This window comes from Pseudomonas sp. GCEP-101 (genome assembly GCF_025133575.1).
Taxonomy (GTDB): Bacteria; Pseudomonadota; Gammaproteobacteria; order Pseudomonadales; family Pseudomonadaceae; genus Pseudomonas; species Pseudomonas nitroreducens_B.
Genome location: NZ_CP104011.1, coordinates 2,293,545 through 2,310,703, shown reverse-complemented (window position 1 = coordinate 2,310,703; position 17,159 = coordinate 2,293,545). Strand labels below are relative to the sequence as shown.

Annotated in this window: 11 protein-coding genes; 4 read left to right on the top strand and 7 right to left on the bottom strand. The window is 67.6% G+C overall.

Features of this window, described 5'->3' with window-relative positions:
* Window positions 1–5 precede the first annotated feature (5 nt).
* From N0B71_RS10475 to pilG, 7 genes are all read right to left on the bottom strand, one after another.
* Window positions 6–1,040, bottom strand: coding sequence for a chemotaxis protein CheB (locus N0B71_RS10475; RefSeq protein ID WP_259758813.1), 1,035 nt, complete (start codon window positions 1,038–1,040; stop codon window positions 6–8).
* Window positions 1,033–9,375 (bottom strand): hybrid sensor histidine kinase/response regulator, encoded by an 8,343-nt coding sequence (locus tag N0B71_RS10470; RefSeq protein WP_259758811.1) that lies wholly within the window; start codon window positions 9,373–9,375, stop codon window positions 1,033–1,035. The genes N0B71_RS10475 and N0B71_RS10470 overlap by 8 nt, the downstream gene beginning before the upstream one ends.
* Before the next feature lie 24 nt (window positions 9,376–9,399).
* Window positions 9,400–10,263, bottom strand: a complete 864-nt coding sequence (locus N0B71_RS10465) for a protein-glutamate O-methyltransferase (RefSeq protein WP_259759525.1) — start codon at window positions 10,261–10,263, stop codon at window positions 9,400–9,402.
* Window positions 10,264–10,325: 62 nt separating this feature from the next.
* Window positions 10,326–12,374, bottom strand: coding sequence for a methyl-accepting chemotaxis protein (locus N0B71_RS10460; RefSeq protein WP_259758809.1), 2,049 nt, complete (start codon window positions 12,372–12,374; stop codon window positions 10,326–10,328).
* An 83-nt stretch (window positions 12,375–12,457) separates the two neighbouring features.
* On the bottom strand, window positions 12,458–12,994 hold the full coding sequence (locus tag N0B71_RS10455; protein ID WP_259758808.1) for a chemotaxis protein CheW: 537 nt from the start codon (window positions 12,992–12,994) through the stop codon (window positions 12,458–12,460).
* A gap of 53 nt (window positions 12,995–13,047) precedes the next feature.
* Window positions 13,048–13,413 (bottom strand): twitching motility response regulator PilH, encoded by a 366-nt coding sequence (gene pilH, locus N0B71_RS10450; protein WP_024766237.1) that lies wholly within the window; start codon window positions 13,411–13,413, stop codon window positions 13,048–13,050.
* A gap of 45 nt (window positions 13,414–13,458) precedes the next feature.
* Window positions 13,459–13,866 (bottom strand): twitching motility response regulator PilG, encoded by a 408-nt coding sequence (gene pilG / locus N0B71_RS10445; protein ID WP_015475142.1) that lies wholly within the window; start codon window positions 13,864–13,866, stop codon window positions 13,459–13,461.
* A gap of 282 nt (window positions 13,867–14,148) precedes the next feature.
* On the opposite strand from pilG, the gene gshB reads away from it, so the two are divergent.
* From gshB to ruvX, 4 genes are all read left to right on the top strand, one after another.
* Complete coding sequence (gshB, locus tag N0B71_RS10440; protein WP_259758807.1) at window positions 14,149–15,111, top strand: glutathione synthase; 963 nt, start codon at window positions 14,149–14,151, stop codon at window positions 15,109–15,111.
* A gap of 56 nt (window positions 15,112–15,167) precedes the next feature.
* Complete coding sequence (locus tag N0B71_RS10435; protein WP_259758806.1) at window positions 15,168–16,061, top strand: energy transducer TonB; 894 nt, start codon at window positions 15,168–15,170, stop codon at window positions 16,059–16,061.
* Window positions 16,062–16,135: 74 nt separating this feature from the next.
* Complete coding sequence (locus N0B71_RS10430) at window positions 16,136–16,705, top strand: YqgE/AlgH family protein (protein ID WP_259758805.1); 570 nt, start codon at window positions 16,136–16,138, stop codon at window positions 16,703–16,705.
* Window positions 16,702–17,139 carry a Holliday junction resolvase RuvX gene (gene ruvX / locus N0B71_RS10425; RefSeq protein ID WP_259759523.1) on the top strand — a complete coding sequence of 146 codons (438 nt, stop codon included), beginning with the start codon at window positions 16,702–16,704 and terminating at the stop codon, window positions 17,137–17,139. The genes N0B71_RS10430 and ruvX overlap by 4 nt, the downstream gene beginning before the upstream one ends.
* The last annotated feature ends 20 nt before the right edge of the window (window positions 17,140–17,159 follow it).

Sequence of the window (17,159 nt, the reverse complement as noted above, 5' to 3'; positions counted from 1 at the left end):
TTATCTCACTGCGTGACTGCGCCGACGCATTGCTCGGCGAGGTGATTGACCAGCGCCGCCGCGAGTTCGCGCGGGTCGCCGGAGAAGGTGCTGTAGCCGCCCTCGCGCAGGCTGTCGGGCATGCTCGAACAGGCGCAGCTGTCGGCGCGCTGGGTCCAGATCGGCGCGCCCTGGCGGCGCACGTAGGCCGCGGCGGCACTGCCGTCGCTGCACATGCCGCTGAACACGATCACGCCGCAGCGCTCGCCGTACTGCTGGGCGAGGTTGAGCATCATCTGGTCGATGGACGGGCTGTAGGGTTCCGGCCAGCCACGATCCTGCACGTGCATCCGCGCCGAATCGTCGAAGCCCAGCTCGCGGGCGATCGGCACCACGACGACTTCGCCGCAGCGCACCGGGTCACCGTCGCGCACGGTGTTGACGTGCCACTGGCTGTGGCGGCCGACCGCTTGCGGCAGGTTCGCCTCGAACGACGCATCGATGTGCTGGGCATACAGGAAGCCCACCGGCAGGCCGCCGGGCAGCGCATCGAGGAAGGTCTTCACCGCCGCCGGGCCACCCAGCGAAGCAGCCAGCAGCCAGACCTGCGCCGCCGGTTCGCCGGCCTTCAGTGGCGAAGCGGCGAGATCCTCGGGCAGCGCCACGCGGTTCGGGCGCTGCGCTTCGTCGAGCAGGGCGGCCAGGCTGCGGCCGACGCCGGCGCTGGGGTCGCCCACCAGCTTGCGCAGCTTGGACACCAGCCGGCGCTCCCAGCGCGGGTAATGTTCGGAATGCCGCTCCGGTGCATGCCCCTCGCCGAACAGCACGGGGACCCGCGACTGTTCCAGCAGGTTGTCCACCAGCGGCGAGTCTTCCTGCTGTGCCAGGTCCACCAGCCACAGGTCGGTCTCGCAGGCGTCCAGCTGCTCGCTTTCCAGGCGCGCCGGGTCGGCGTTGAGCACCACCTGGTAGCCATGGCCGGCCAGGGCCTGGGCCAGCACGTGGCGCTGCAGGGAGGTGTCGGCAATCACCGCGATCCGCGGCGTGCTCTGCTCAGACATGGGCCTTCACCAGCTTCTGGATGTTCTCCAGCAGCTCGGATTCCTGGTACGGCTTGCCCAGGTACTGGTTGACGCCGATGGCCAGGGCACGGTCGCGGTGCTTCTCGCCGGTACGGGAGGTAATCATGATGATCGGCAGGTCCTTCAGCTGTTCATCGTGGCGCACCAGAGTGGCCACCTCGAAGCCGTCCATGCGCGGCATCTCGATGTCCAGCAGCATGATGTCGGGCTTGTGTTCCTGCAGCTGGGCGATGGCGTCCACCCCGTCCTTGGCGGTGAGCACGTTCATGCCGTTGCGCTCCAGCAGGCGGCTGGTGACCTTGCGCACGGTGACCGAGTCGTCCACCACCATGACCAGGGTCGGGCGCTGGTGCTCGACGTCCGCCGCGGCCGGGCCGGCCAGTTGGCGGCGCGGAGCGTGCTGGACATGCTGCGCGTGCAGCACGCGGATGGTCGCCAGCAGGTCGAGAATCACCACCACGCGACCGTCACCGAGGATGGTCGCACCGGAGATGCCGCTGACGCCGGCGAACTGCGCGCCGAGGCTCTTCACCACGATCTCGCGCGAGCCGGCCAGGGCATCCACCTGCACCGCCACGGCGTGGTCCGCCGAGCGCACCAGGATCACCGGCAGCGGCAGCGACTGGCCGACCAGCTTGGGATGCTGGCCGTTGTTGAGCAGGTCGCCCAGGTATTTCAGTTCGTAGCTCTGGCCGGCGTACTCGAAGCGCGGCGCGGCGCCGGATTCGTCGGCGGCGGCCTGCTCGTAGAGGGCTTCCAGCTCGTACGGCGAGACGCGCACGATACCTTCGATGGTGTTCAGCGGCAGGGCGTACAGGTCCTCGCCGGAGAGCACCATCAGCGCGCGGTTCACCGACACGGTGAACGGCAGGCGGATGTCGAAGCGGGTGCCTTCGCCGACGCGCGAATGGATGCTCATGGAGCCGCCGAGCTGCTTCACCTCGGAGTTCACCACGTCCATGCCCACGCCACGGCCGGAAATCTGCGTGACCTTCTCGGCGGTGCTGAAGCCGGCCTCGAGGATGAACTGCAGCACCTCGTGGTCGTTCAGCTCGCTGTCCTCGGCCATCAGCCCGCGCTCGATGGCCTTGCGGCGCACGGCGTCCAGGCGGATGCCGGCGCCGTCGTCGGCCAGGGTCAGGAGGATGTCGCCGCCCTCGCGGCCCAGGGTCAGGCGGATGGTGCCCTGCTCGGGCTTGCCGGCGATGCGGCGCGCCTCGCCGGACTCGATGCCGTGGTCGACCGCGTTGCGCAGCATGTGCTCCAGCGGGGCGACGATCCGTTCCAGCACGGTGCGGTCCATCTCGCCTTCGGCGTTGCTGACGACGAACTCCACCTGCTTGCCCAGTTCGCTCGCCACCTGGCGGACGATCCGCCGCAGGCGCGGCACCAGGCGGTCGAAGGGCACCATGCGGGTGCGCATCAGGCCTTCCTGCAGCTCGGTGTTGACCCGCGCCTGTTGCAGCAGCAGGGTCTCGGCATCGCGGTTCTTCGCGGCCAGGGTTTCCTTGAGGTCGAACAGGTCGGACGCGGACTCGAACAGCGCGCGGGAGAGCTGCTGCAGTTGCGAGTAGCGGTCCATTTCCAGCGGGTCGAAGTCCTCGTAGCCGGCGCGCTCGGCGTCGGCCTGGTGGCGCGAGAGGATCTGCGCCTGGGTTTCGGTATCGAGGCGGCGCAGTTGGTCGCGCACCCGCTCGATGGTGGCGTCCATCTCGCCCAGGGTCGAACCGACGTCGCTCACCTGCTGCTCGACGCGGCCACGGAAGATCGAGGTCTCACCGGCGAGGTTGACCAGGCCTTCGAGCAACTGCGCCGGCACCTTCACCAGTTCCTGCGGCGCGCGGCGCGCGGCGGCTTCCTGGGCGGCTTCCTGGGCACGGCGGACGAAGGGCAGCACCACCGGCGCGTCGACGCGCTGGGGCACGGCGGCGGCCATGATGGCTTCGGGCAGGGCCGGCAGGTTCAGCGGCGCGGCGTGCTCGGCGACGGGCTCCTCAACGAGGGGCTCGTCGGGCTGGCTGTCGGCACTCTCGACCTCGCCCAGGTGCAGGCGCAGCTGGTCGACTTCCGCTTGCAGGCCGTCGAAGCCGGACTGCGCGTCCATGAGCAGGCTTTCCGGCCAGGGCGCGCCCTGCTGCTGGGCTTCACCCAGGTGCTGTTCGAGGTCGTGGGCCAGGTCGCCCAGGCTGGTCTGGCCCGCCAGGCGGGCACCGCCCTTGAGGGTGTGAAGGATACGCAGCAGCTCGTCCAGCGCACCGTTCTCGCGCTCGGCGTCCCAGCGGCCGAGGGCCTGCTCCATGCCTTCGAGCAGATCGTCGGCCTCTTCCAGGAAGATATCCAGGATGTCGGCTTCCGGGCCTTCCGACGCGGCGTGGCCGGAGCCGATGGCGTGCAGGCTGACGCTGCTGGGGATGCTCAGTTGTTCGTCGGGGTTGGCGCGAAATCGGCGGATCGCGTCAATCAGCGATTCACCTCCCGGCACCCGGCGATGCTGTTGGACGGCTTCGAGCATCTCGGCGAGACGGTCGTGGCAACGCTGCAGCAGTTCGAACAGTGTCGGGCTGGCGCGCAAGCGACCGCCGCAGAGACCTTCGTAGAGGAATTCCAGTTCGTGGGCGAGGTCGCCGATGGGGCGGATCTCGGCCATCCGCGCGCCGCCCTTGAGGGTGTGCAGGTCGCGTTGCAGCGCTTCCAGCTCGACGCTGTTGTCGGGGTTTTCCATCCAGCGGTGCAGGGCGCCGCTGGAGCTTTCGAGAATGTCGAAACCTTCCTCGAGGAAGATCTCCACCAGTTCCTGGTCGCGGTCCTCGTCCAGCTCGTACTCGCTGTCCTGCACGCCCGAGGCGGGGGCAGCAGCGGCGACCGGCTCGACGATTTCAGGCTCGGCGGGCGACGACTCGGCGACCTCGGCCTCGGCTTCGTCGAGGAAGGCCTGCAGGTCGATGTCCTCCGGCGCGGCATCCGGCGCCGGCTCGGCCACTGCCGCGTCATCGAGGGGCTGAAGTTCGCCGCCGTCCAGGCTGGTGCTGTCCAGGTCTGCGCCGTCGAGATCGACCGCGCCCAGCGCTGGGGCGACGTCCGGCTGCGGCAGCGCCTCGGCGGGCAGCGCCAGTTCCAGGTCGTCTTCGCTGACCTGCGGCAGCACCAGGGTCTCCTCCTGCTCGGCCGCGGCGTCGTCCTGCTGCGGCTGGGCGGCAAGGGCCTGGGGCGAGTTCAGCCCGGCGGCCGGGTTCTGGCGGAAGGTGCGGATGGTCTGCACCAGGTCCGCCGGGTCGGCCAGCGCCTGGCCGGCCTGCAACTGGTCGAGCTGGGTCGCCAGGCGGTCGTGACAGGTGCGCAACAGGTCGCCCAGCGGCTGGCTGTGCTGGAAGCGATGGTCCAGCAGGCCTTCGTAGAGCGATTCGAGTTCGTGGGACAGGTCGCCGATCTCGCGGATCTCCGCCATGCGCGCACCACCCTTGAGGGTATGCAGGTCGCGCTGCAGGGTGGAGAGTGCGGCGAGGCCGTCGGGCGAGGCCAGCCACTGGTCCAGCGCCTGGCCGGCGTTATCCAGGATGTCCACCGCCTCTTCGAGGAAGATCGCCACCATTTCCTCGTCCAGCGCGCGCGGCGGCTGCGGCGGGGCGGGATGGGCATGCGGCGTCTCGGCGGTGATGACGTCATCGTCGTCATCGTCGGCGGCGCCGCGCGGGGCGCCGTCGTTGTCGCCCCGTGCCGGCCAGCTGAGGCCGTCGGGCAGGTTGTCGTCGTCCACCGGACGGCCGCCCAGGAGGTACTCCTCGTCCTCGGCCGGGAAGTCGTCGGCGGTCAGGCTTTCCAGATCGACGAACTCGATGGCCGCGGCGTCGTGCTGATCGTCCTGGGGCGCCGGAGCGTCAAGCAGGCGGTGCAGCGCCTCGACCTGTTCGGGGCGGGCGCTGACCTGCAGCGCGGCCGCCACCTGGTCCATCATGCCGATCAGCGCTTCGTGGGCGGTTTCGGCGGCGGTGAAGAAAGCCTCGCCGGTCTCAAGGCGGCCCTCGCGCACGGCGCCGTAGACCGCCAACAGCGCGTCGGCGAGTTCGGCCATCTGCGGCAACTCGGCCATCTGCGCGCCACGGCTGAGGGTTTCCAGCTCGTCGTGGAGCGCGCCCAGCTCCTGGCGTTCCTGCGGGTGTTCGCGCCAGCGGCGCAGCAGGTCCTCGGCGTCCAGCAGGATGTCCATGCCTTCGGCGAGGAACATGCCGATCAGCTGCGGATCGCTGCCGCTGCCCTCGCCGCTTTCGCCGCGGCGCTTGGCCTCGGCGGCTTCCAGGCGCTCCTGGTGGATCTGCGCGATGCGTGCCAGCAGCTCGGCGCTGCCCTCGATGGGCGCCAGCGGACGGCCGGCGACCAACTGGTCGAGACCGACGCGGAACAGGCCTTCGGCGGCGTGCAGCAGCTCGGCCTCGCGCAGATCGACCTGCAACAGGTTGGTCTTGAATTCCTTCACCAGCCGCTCCAGCGGCGTGGCGATTTCGGCGATCGGCAGGATGCCGGCCATGTGCGCGCTGCCCTTGAGCGTGTGCAGGGCGCGCTGCAGGTCGTCGGTCACCGGCTGCGGCAGCTGCTGCGCGCAATCGGCGAGGAAGCCGACCAGGGTTTCCAGGTGGGTTTCCGCCTCGTTGCGGAAAATCTCCAGCAGTTGCGGGTCGAGGCTCTCGTCGAGACTGTCGATGCCCTCGCCCGCCTGGGGCGCCTGCTCGATTTCGCTCGCGGCGCTGGCTTCTTCCGCCAGTGCGGCCTCGCTTGCCGGCTGCCCGCCGCTGGGCGGCGGCACCGGCTGCCCCTTGGCCAGGGCATGGGCGGTAGCGGCCAGGCGGTCGACGTCGTCGCGCTGGCGCTGGGCGTTGGCGGCGTACTCACCGACCAGCTCGGGCATCAGCGCCACCACGTCCTGCACCACCAGTTGCACCGCCGGCGAGTCGCCGATGCTGCGGTCGAGCACACGGTTGAGCAGGTTCTCGATGGACCAGGCCAGTTCGCCGATCACCAGCGCGCGGACCATCCGGCCACTGCCCTTGAGGGTGTGGAAGGCGCGGCGGATCTCGGTCAGCGATTCACGGTCGTCGGCGCTGCCCAGCCACACGGGCAGGTATTCGCCGATGGTTTCCAGCACCTCGCCGGCTTCTTCGATGAAGACTTCGCGCAGCTCTTCGTCGATCGGCTCTTCGTCGGCGGGCGGCGGCAGCAGGCTGGGCGGTACGTCCTGGGCCGGCGGGTTGATCGCCTGCACCGGAGCGGCCATGACCTCGGCCAGCGACAGCGGTTTGGCCGGCGCCTCGGCCACCGGCTCGGGCTCGGCCGGCGGGCTGGGCAGCTCGACCTCCGGCAGGTCGAGATCGGCGATGTTCGCGTCGCTCCATGCCTCGGCCTGCAGGCTCGGCGCCTCAGCGTCGCTCAGCGGTTCCAGCGGTTCCAGCGGCTCCAGGTGCAGCGGGGCGTCGAGGCTGAGGTCGACGCCCGCATCCAGCACGGTCGGCTCGCTCAGCTCGCCCAGGGTCCAGTTGTCGTCGCTGACCAGCGCGGCGTCCGGGGTGGGCAGCTCGAGGCTGTCCGGCTGCGCATCCAGGCTCAGGTCGTCCAGGGTTTCCAGCGTCACCAGCGGCGCGGCTTCGAGGCTGGCGAAGTGTTCATCCAGTTTCAGCGACGGCGCCGGCGTTTCGGCGGCCGGCTGGCTGAGGTCGATGCTGAACCAGTCTTCCTCGGCGGTCTTGTCGTCCGCCGGGGCAAGGGTTTCCATGTCCCAGCTCAGCTCGTCCAGCGGGGCCGGCGTGGCCTCCAGCGACGGCAGGCTGGCGAGGTCTTCCGTCACCGCCGCAGCGGGCGGCACTTCGGCCAGCGGCGCGGCATCGTCCAGGCTCCAGCTCAGTTCGGCGGGCTGCGAGGGGGCGGGCGTCTCGTCCAGCGTTTCGAGGCTGAAGTCGATGCTCTCGGCCTTGTGGCTGTCGTCCAGCGCCCAGCCTTCGTCGGCCAGGGTGGTGTCGGTGATCGGGGCGGCCGGCTCCAGCTCGATGTCCCAGCTGAGGCTCTCCGGCTCCAGGGTCGCAACCGGCGCGGCGGCCAGGGGCTCGCCCTCGTCCAGGGTCCAGGCGCCCAGGTCGGCGCTGGGCTCTGCCGCCGGCACGCCGGCGTCCAGCGCCAGGGGCTCGAAGGTGAAGGTCGGTTCGGCTTCGCCGGCAGGCAGGGTGCCTGGCTCGCCGGCAAGGTCGAAATCGGCCGGCAACGCGGACTCGTCCGCCTTCGCCGGCTCGACGACCGGCTCCAGGGATTCGAAGGTGAAGCTGTCTGCACTTTCCTCGGCCGTGGGCGGCGTGTCGAGGTCGGCGAGTTCGAACGGCGACGCGTCGGCTAACGCCTCCTGCTCCACGACAACCGGCTCGGCCGGCACGTCGAACGACGGCTCGTCGAACGGCGCCGCGTCCAGGCTGACCGGCTCGAAGCTGTCGGCGATTTCCACCGGCGCGGCCAGTGCCGGGACGTCATCCACCGGCACCGCTTCGGTCGGCTCGGCCAGCGGCTCGGCGGCCAGCACGTCGATTTCGTCCAGCGGATTGTCCAGCGGCGCCGGCACATGGGCTGGCGGCGGGGCGTCGAGGATCGACGGGCGCGGCGTGAGCGAGTAGCCCAGGCTGTCCAGACTCTCCTCGGCGACGTCGAGGATCATGTCGCCCTGGGTGTTGTGGTCCTCGGACAGGCGCTCGAGGTAGTACTCGACGCTGGTGATGGCGTCGGCCAGGGTGTCCAGGCTGTGCCAGTCCGGCACGGCCTGGCGCACCAGCAGTTGTTCCTGGATGTAGCGGTTGCAGTTTTCCAGCAGTTTCGCCGCACGTTCCTGGGAGATCATCGCCAGGCCGCCGCGAACCTGCGTCAGCAGCTCCGGCACGCGGGCCAGGTGCTCGTGGTTCCATTGCGAGGCGATGAACTCGATGATCGCGTCCTTGGCCAGCTCCAGGCCGTTGCGCGCTTCCTTGATCACCACCTGGTGGATCTGCTCGACGTCGGTGGTCGGCAGCACATTCTCTTCGCTGCCCGGCTCCTCGCTCGGGCCGACCATGCCGGCCAGGGTGGCCTCGACATACAGCAGCGCACCGGCGACATCCATCAGCGTGGCGTCGTTAGGCTGGCGCTGGCCACGGGCGAGCGCGCTGACCACCTCGATCTGGTCGAGGATGACCTTGCGCGGCTGGCCGAAGCCCAGCACGGCGAGGGTATCGGCGATCTGCTTGAGCGGCGCCAGCAGGCTGCCCAGCTCGTTCACACCGCTGCGGTCGCTGCGCACGAAGAGGTCGAGGCTGTCCTTGACCCGCACCAGCTCCTCGCACAGCGCGCCGACGACCGAGCGCATGGCGTCGCGGTCGGGGCCGGCGAGACGGGCACGCTCCTCGTCCACCAGCGCGGCGCCCGGCAGGGCGTCATCGAGGCGGTATTCGTCCTTCACGGCGCGAACGCGCGGGGACTGGTCGGAGGCCTTGGCCACGTAGAACAGCAGGTTCTTGATCAGTTCGTCCGGCGCCGGCTGGTTCATGGCGTCGGCGCCCTGGTCGACCAGGCGCTTGAATTCGCGGTCGACCTGGCGCAGCAGGTTACGCACGGAGGTGCCGTTGGCGATGCTGCCGTTGGCCAGGCCTTCGATCATCGCCGAGGCGATCACCCACAGGCGGCCCAGCGGGGCGTCCTTGCACAGGGACTCCAGGCGGGCGAAGACGCGCGCCAGGTAGCCCAGGTTGGTCGGCAGGTCCTGGTTGCGGATGACGCCGACCAGGGCGACCTGCAGCATCTGCCGCAGCTTGCGCAGCAGCGCCGGCAGTTCGGCGGTGCGCAGGCGCGCCAGGGCGTCCACCGGCAGCACCGGGGACTGCTGGGACAGGTCGGGGGAGAACAGGCTGGTTTCCGATAGCAGCTTCTCGCCGCGGGCGGTGCGCAGGTCGTTGAGCAGCGGCAGCACGACCATCGGCAGGTCGCGGCGGGCACTCTGGATGCGTTCCAGGTACGCCGGCAACTGCAGGATGGCCTGCATCAGCACTTCCAGCGCTTCGCTCTGGCTGGCCACCTTGCCGTCGATCAGGGCCTGGGTCAGGTATTCCATTTCTTCGGCGAGCAGCGCCGCGCCGTAGAACTCCACCATCTGCAGGGTGCCGCGCACCTGGTGGATATAGGCCAGGCAAAAGCCCATCCGCGTCGGGTCCTGGGGATTCTCGACGTAGGATTCGAGGGCTTGCCGCGCCTGCTTGAGCGTTTCGGCAATCTCGCCTTTTACCCATTCCAGGGCGACATAATCGTGCCGATCACCCATAGCCACTCCACTCATGTGTCTGTGTCATCCCTTCCGGGTAAAGGCCAGAACGCGCTCATCGGCGACCGGTTCGAGCAGCGGGTGGTGCCAATCGGCGACCTCGCCCACTCCGATCACCAGCAGTCCCCCCGGCGCCAGGCGCTCGGCCAGGCGATTGAGGATGTCCCGCCGCCGCCAGCGGCGGAAATAGATCAGCAGGTTCTGGCAAAAAATCACGTCCATGCCGGACATTGGCGCCTTGGCCAGTTCCAGCACATTCAGCCTTGCGCAACACACGCGCGCGGCGAGATCGGGTATCACACGGTATCGACCGTCATCCTGCGCGCTGAAATAGCGCGTGGCCAGTTCCGGGTCGATATCGTCCAGCTTGCGTGCCGCATAGCTCGCCTCGCGCGCCCGGTTCAGGGCATTGAGGCTGATGTCGGTGCCGGTCACGCCGAACAGCGGCGCAAGACCTGCGTCGTCGAGTACCTTGGCGGCCACCATGGCGAGGGAGTAAGGCTCCTCGCCGCTGGAACAGCCGACGCTCCACAGGGCCAGCGGCCGGCTCGGGCCGACCTGTTCCAGACGCTGGCGCAGGTAACGCTCCAGCACCTCGAAGGAGGCCTTGTGGCGAAAGAAACGGGTTTCCTGGACGGTGAGGCGGTCCAGCAGGTTCGACCACTCGACGGCGCCGCGCGGGCCATCGGTGACCTGGCGGTAGTAGGTGCCATAGTCGGCGATGCCCAGTTCGCGCATCCGCGCGCCCAGGCTGGTCTGCAGGAAGGCGCGGCGCTGTTCGTTGACGACGACGCCGGTCCGGTCTTCCAACAGTGCCTGCCAGTCGCGGAAGTCCGCGGCCGACATGTCGGCCAACGGCTGCAACGACCAGACGCCACTTGCCTGCATGTCGCGCCCCTCGCTCAAGATTGTCGTGCGCTACCCGGTCAGGAGCCGCGCACCTCCTCTGCTCAGGCCTGTTCGGCGGTGTCCGGCAGTTTGAAGCCGGATACGGAGTGGCGCATCTCGCCGGCCATCTTGGCCAGGTTACCAATGCTGCGCGCGGTGGCGGTGGTACCGGCGGAGGTCTGCGAGGTGATCTCCTGGATCACGTTCATGGTGTTGGAAATGTGGCCGGCAGAGGAGGCCTGCTGACGGGCGGCGTTGGAGATGTTCTGGATCAGCGCCGCCAGGGTCTTGGATACCTTCTCGATCTCTTCCAGGGACACACCGGCGTCCTGCGCCAGGCGCGCACCGCGCACCACCTCGGAGGTGGTCTGTTCCATCGAGATCACCGCTTCGTTGGTGTCGGTCTGAATGGTCTTCACCAGCGCCTCGATCTGCTTGGTCGCGGCGGAGGAACGTTCCGCCAGGCGCTGTACTTCGTCCGCTACCACGGCGAAGCCGCGGCCTGCGTCGCCCGCCATGGACGCCTGGATCGCGGCGTTCAGGGCGAGGATGTTGGTCTGGTCGGCGATGTCGTTGATCAGGCTCACGATGTCACCGATCTCCTGGGACGATTCGCCCAGGCGCTTGATCCGCTTGGAGGTGTCCTGGATCTGCTCGCGGATGTTGTCCATGCCGGTGATGGTGTTGTGCACCACTTCGTTGCCCTTGTTGGCGATGGCTACGGAACGTTCCGCTACCGCCGAGGACTCGGAGGCGTTCGCCGATACCTGGTCAATGGACACGGCCATTTCGTTGATCGCGGCGGAGGCGCCGGCGATTTCCTGGGCCTGGTGCTCGGACGCCTCGGCCAGGTGCATGGCGGTGGCCTGGGTTTCCTGGGCGGCGGCGGCCACCTGCACGGCGGTCAGGTTGATGGTTTCCACCAGCTCGCGGAGCTGGTCGATGGAGTAGTTGATGGAGTCCGCGATCGCACCGGTGAAGTCCTCGGTTACCGTCGCGGCCACCGTCAGGTCACCGTCGGCGAGGTCGGCGATTTCGTCGAGCAGTCGCAGAATCGCCGCCTGGTTACGTTCGTTCTTCTCGGCGGTCTCGGCCAGCCGGCGGTTGGTTTCACGCACCATCACCAGGCCGATGAGGATGATCGCGCCCAGGGCGAGGATACCCAGCGCGGCGCTGGCGACCTGGTTGAACACACGGCCTTCGGCCAGGTTCTCGAAGCCGGCGGCGAGGTTGGAGGCCTTGTCCAGCAGGGTCTGGGAGCCACCGAAGATGGTGTTGGCGGCTTCACGGACCTGGAACAGTTCCGGCGAGGTCTCGAGGATCTCGTCCACCGAGCCGGAAACGAATTCGAAGAGTTCGGCGATCTCGTTGAGGCGGTCCACCGCTTCGGCGTTGGTCACCTTGGAGATGCTCATCGCCGCGTTGCCTTCCTTCATGCCCTTGAGTACGCGGCCGAAGAGGCTGGCGTCACGGCCGAAGCTGTCGGCGGCCTGCACGGAGTTCTCGTCGCCGGCGAGCACCTTGTTCACCGAGCCGAGGATACGTTCGGCCAGCAGCGACTGGCGCTGGGCAACCGCGACCTGGTCGGCCGGGGCGCCGTTTTCCAGCAGGATGTCGACGACTTCCTCGTACTCCACCTGCAGCTGCGGGATGGTCTCGGCGAGGGTCGCGGCCACCTGGTGTAGGGACAGTACGGTCTGTTCGCTGGCGAGGATGGAGTCGGCGTTCTTGCGCAGGGTGTCCCAGTCCTTCTGCACGTCCGCCATCTGCGGCTGTACCGAATCCGGGCTCGGCGGCAGGCCGGTGCTCTCGTCACCCTTGGTGAGGATGTTCCAGCGCTTCTCGAAGTCGTTGCGCGCTTCCTTGAGCAGCTTGAACGCCTCTGCCTTGCCCGCGGCGGCTTCCGTGGCGTTCTTGGCGATACGCTGGGACAGCACGCGCAGTTCGCCGGCGTGGCCGATGTACTGCTTGTCGTGGTTCGCCTGGGTGTTGAGGTAAGCGAAGTTGGCGAACAGCAGGACGATCGCCACGATCAGGACCACGAAGAGTCCGAGGATCAGCGAGCTGCTGCGCGCACCCGAGAAAAGACTGCCTGCCTTTATATTTTTCATATTCGGCCCCCGCCTGGACCCACCACGATTTACGGTTTCCATGTCACAACAAGGGCCGGCGAGCCGGCCCAACCGGTCAAACTCTAGCTGGCGACGTCCAGGAACCCGGGGTGCTGAGCCAGCGCATGCGGGCTGAACACGAGCCAGGGTTGCTCCCGGTGGAAGACGCCATGGATAAAGGGCTGCAGGACCGCTTCCAGCGGCGGCAACTGCTCGGAGAAGGTGTCCACCGGGAAGTGCTGCATGCCGAACACCTCATCCACGATGAGGCCGGCGAAGACTTCCTGGTGTTCCACGACGAGCACGCGCCGCTGTTTGCGCAGAGGCGAAAGCTCCGCACCGAGGAAACCGCACAGGTCCATGATCGGCAACAGGCGGCCGCGCACGTTGGCGACCCCCTTCACCCAGTCACGGACGCCGGGCAGCAGTGTGTAGCGCGGCTCGTGAAGAACCTCGCCGACCTCCCCCATGGGCGCCACGAACAGGCGCCCAGCCATGCGAAAGCCGATGCCGTTCCAGCTCTGCACCATCTCGCGCTGGGCGGGCAGACCCGCCGCCAGCTGCCGACAGCGCTGATCGATCTGGACGAGAACCTCGAAAGGACTCTTGACTTCCGCCATGCCGGCCCTGGCCTTCTCTAATAATTATGTTCAGGTGTGCACAGACGGCTGAATCAGCCGGCGAGCACCGAATTGATGGTCTTGAGCAGCGTTTCCTCGTCCACCGGCTTGGTCAGGTAGTCGCGAGCGCCCTGGCGCTTGCCCCAGACCTTGTCGGTCTCCTGGTCCTTGGTGGTGACGATGATCACCGGAATCGCGCTGGTTTCCGGGTCCTTGGACAGCTGACGGGTCGCCTGGAAGCCGTTCAGGCCGGGCATGACGATGTCCATCAGGACGACGTCGGGCTTTTCCTGGCGCGCCAGGGCCACGCCATCGGCGCCGTTCTCGGCCTTGAGTACCTGGTGCGAGTGCTTCTCCAGCATCGCGGTCAGCTTGTACATCTCGGTCGGCGAGTCATCAACAATCAGAATTCGAGCCATTGTGGTCCCCATACGGAATAGGCGTCACCGGCGCTGGGCCGGACTTCAGGAAGCGTGCTCCACCGGGGTGAAGTCGGGCACATGGGTCTTGATCGCGCCGAGCAGTTCTTCCTTGCTGAAGGGCTTGGTGAGGTACTGATCGGAACCGACGATGCGACCCTTGGCCTTGTCGAACAGACCGTCCTTGGAGGACAGCATGATCACCGGCGTGGATTTGAAGGCACTGTTGTTCTTGATCAGGGCGCAGGTCTGATAGCCATCCAGGCGCGGCATCATGATATCGACAAAGATGATGCTGGGATGGGTATCGGCGATTTTGGCCAACGCGTCGAAGCCGTCGATGGCTGTGATGACATCGCAGCCGACTTTCTTCAGCAGGGTTTCAGCCGTGCGACGAATCGTCTTGGAATCGTCGATCACCATTACTTTCAAACCGTCGGAATGCTGTTCCATGTTCGCCCTTACCATCTCGGTGAGTCGTTTTTTCCGCTTTTTATTTCAGTGCGCTAGCGCCCTGCCACCGTCGGGCTGCGACCCAATCGTGGGAACCTTTTACCACAATCGTCAGAATCTTTACCACGCCCAGCAAATTCAGGCCATAAGACCCGGAACACGCAGGCTTTTTCCTTGACCGAGCGCACATCCAGCGCCACCCTGAGCGTCCATTTTCAGCCTTTGCGGCGCGGTGTGATGCCGCAGCCCCAAGCCCACCGATTTCTCCCAGGAGGACATCCCATGAGCGTACGCCTCGGGATCGTGATGGACCCCATCGCGCAGATCAGTTTCAAGAAGGACAGCTCCCTGGCCATGCTGCTCGCCGCCCAGGCCCGTGGCTGGCAGCTCTTCTATATGGAACAGCAGGACCTGTACCAGAAGGAGAACGTCGCCCGCGGCCGCATGCGTCCGCTCAAGGTCTTCTACGATCCCGCCCACTGGTTCGAACTGGAAGAGGAAGTCGACCAGCCGCTGTCGGACCTGGACGTGATCCTGATGCGCAAGGACCCGCCCTTCGACAACGAATTCGTCTACTCCACCTACCTGCTGGAACAGGCCGAGAGCGCCGGCACGCTGGTGGTCAACAAGCCGCAGAGCCTGCGTGACTGCAACGAGAAGTACTTTGCCACGCTGTTCCCGCAATGTGCGCCGCCGACGGTGGTGAGCCGCCGGTCCGACATTTTGCGCGAGTTTGCATCACAGCATCGTGACATCATTCTCAAACCCCTGGATGGCATGGGCGGATCGATGATCTTCCGCCACCGCGAAGGCGACCCTAACCTCTCGGTGATCCTCGAGACGCTGACCCGCCACGGCCAGGAACAGGTCATGGCGCAGCGCTACCTGCCGGCCATCAAGGACGGCGACAAGCGCATCCTGATGATCGACGGCGAGCCGGTGGAATACTGCCTGGCGCGCATCCCCGCCCAGGGCGAGACCCGCGGCAACCTGGCCGCCGGCGGCCGCGGCGTGGCCCAGCCGCTGACCGAGCGCGACCGCTGGATCGCCGCGCAGGTCGGCCCGGAACTGCGCAAGCGCGGCCTGCTGTTCGTCGGCCTGGACGTGATCGGCGAGAACCTCACCGAGATCAACGTCACCAGCCCGACCTGCATCCGCGAGATCGATGCGGCCTACGACACGCGCATCGGTGAGAGGTTGATGGCAGTCATCGATGAAAAGCTCAAGGCGCGCAGTGCGTCATAGACTTTTATAAGCCTCGTCGGCAGACTTCCGCCCCACCCTGGCCCGTGCGATCCGCAATGAACGCTGCAACCCACCAAGACTTCCCCGTGTCCTCCGGCGTACGCCCGGCGGACCGTCTGGGTTTCACCCTGTTCGTGGCGGCCATCCTGCACGTGGCCGTGCTGCTGGGGGTGGGCTTCACCATGCCCACGCCCAGCCAGCTGAGCAAGACGCTGGAAATCACCCTGGCCAGCTTCAAGAGCGAGCACGCGCCGGAGAAGGCCGACTACCTCGCCCAGATGAACCAGCAGGGCAGCGGTACCCTGGAACACAAGGCGATTCCCAAGACCACCGAGCAGGCGCCCTTCCAGGACACCGAGGTCAAGAAGGTCTCCCCGCCCGCCACCCCGCGCCAGGCCAAGAGCCCGGAAGCGCCCAAGGCCGCCGTCGCCACCCGCACGCCGCGCCCGGACAAGGTGCAGACCAAGCAGCAGACGCCCAAGGCCGAGACCGTCGCCAAGCCCGCGCCGCAGTTCGACTCCAGCCAGCTCTCGGCGGAAATCTCCAGCCTGGAAGCCGACCTCGCCCGCGAGCAGCAGGCCTACGCCAAGCGCCCGCGCATCCACCGCCTGAGCGCCGCCTCGACCATGCGCGACAAGGGCGCCTGGTATAAGGAAGAGTGGCGCAAGAAGATCGAGCGCATCGGCAACCTCAACTACCCGGACGAAGCCCGGCGCCAGCGCATCTACGGCAGCCTGCGGCTGCTGGTGTCGATCAACCGCGACGGCTCCCTCTATGAGGTGCAGGTGCTGGAATCCTCCGGCCAACCCCTGCTCGACCAGGCCGCCCAGCGTATCGTGCGCCTGGCCGCCCCCTTCGCGCCCTTCTCGGGCGACCTGAACGACATCGACCGCCTGGAAATCATCCGCACCTGGCGCTTCGAGCGCGGCGACCGCCTCTCCAGCAACTGAGCCTGCGCGCCAGAGACGTCCCCTGACGTTTTCAAGTCTTGTCCCTTTGGCCCCCAGGCCTGAAACTAGCCGGCATGAAAAGCACAGCCGCCAGCTACCTCAAGCACCACTTCCTGATCGCCATGCCGCACATGGCGGATGCCAACTTTGCCCAGACGGTCACCTACCTCGTGGAACACAACGAGCAGGGCGCCATGGGCCTGATCATCAATCGCCCCAGCGGCCTGAGCCTGGCCGACGTCCTCGAGCAACTGCGCCCGGACGAACTGCCACCGGTGCGCTGCCAGGGCATGACCATCTACAACGGCGGGCCGGTGCAGACCGACCGCGGCTTCGTCCTGCACCCCGCCGGGCGCAGCTACCAGGCCACCCTGGAGCTGGGCGAGCTGTCGCTGTCCACCTCCCAGGACGTGCTGTTCGCCATCGCCGACGGCAGCGGCCCCGCGCAGCACCTGATCACCCTCGGCTACGCCGGCTGGGAAGCCGGCCAGCTGGAAGCGGAGCTGGCCGACAACGCCTGGCTGACCTGCCCTGCCGACCCGGCCGTGCTCTTCGAGGTGCCGGCCGAGCAGCGCCTGTCCGCAGCGGCCGAGCGCCTGGGGGTCAACCTCAGCCTGCTCACCGCCCAGGCCGGGCACGCCTGATGAGCAGCAAACCCCTGCGCCTGCTGCTGGGCTTCGACTACGGCACCAAGCAGATTGGCGTCGCCGTCGGCCAGGCCATCACCGGGCAGGCCCGTGAACTCTGCGTGCTCAAGGCGCAGAACGGCGTGCCGGACTGGAACCGCGTGGAAGCCCTGATCAAGGAATGGCAGCCCGACGCCATCGTCGTCGGCCTGCCGCTGAACATGGACGGCACCCCCAGCGAGATGAGCGAGCGCGCCGAAAAGTTCGCCCGCCGCCTGCACGGTCGCTACAACCTGCCGGTGCACACCCATGACGAGCGCCTGACCACCTACGCCGCCAAGGGCGAGCGCCTGGCCCAGGGCCAGCGCGATGGTTACCGCGAGCGCCCGGTGGACGCCCTGGCCGCCGCCCTGCTGCTGGAGGGCTGGCTGGCCGACAACGCCCCCGCTTGACCCGAGCTGCCCGGCCGGCC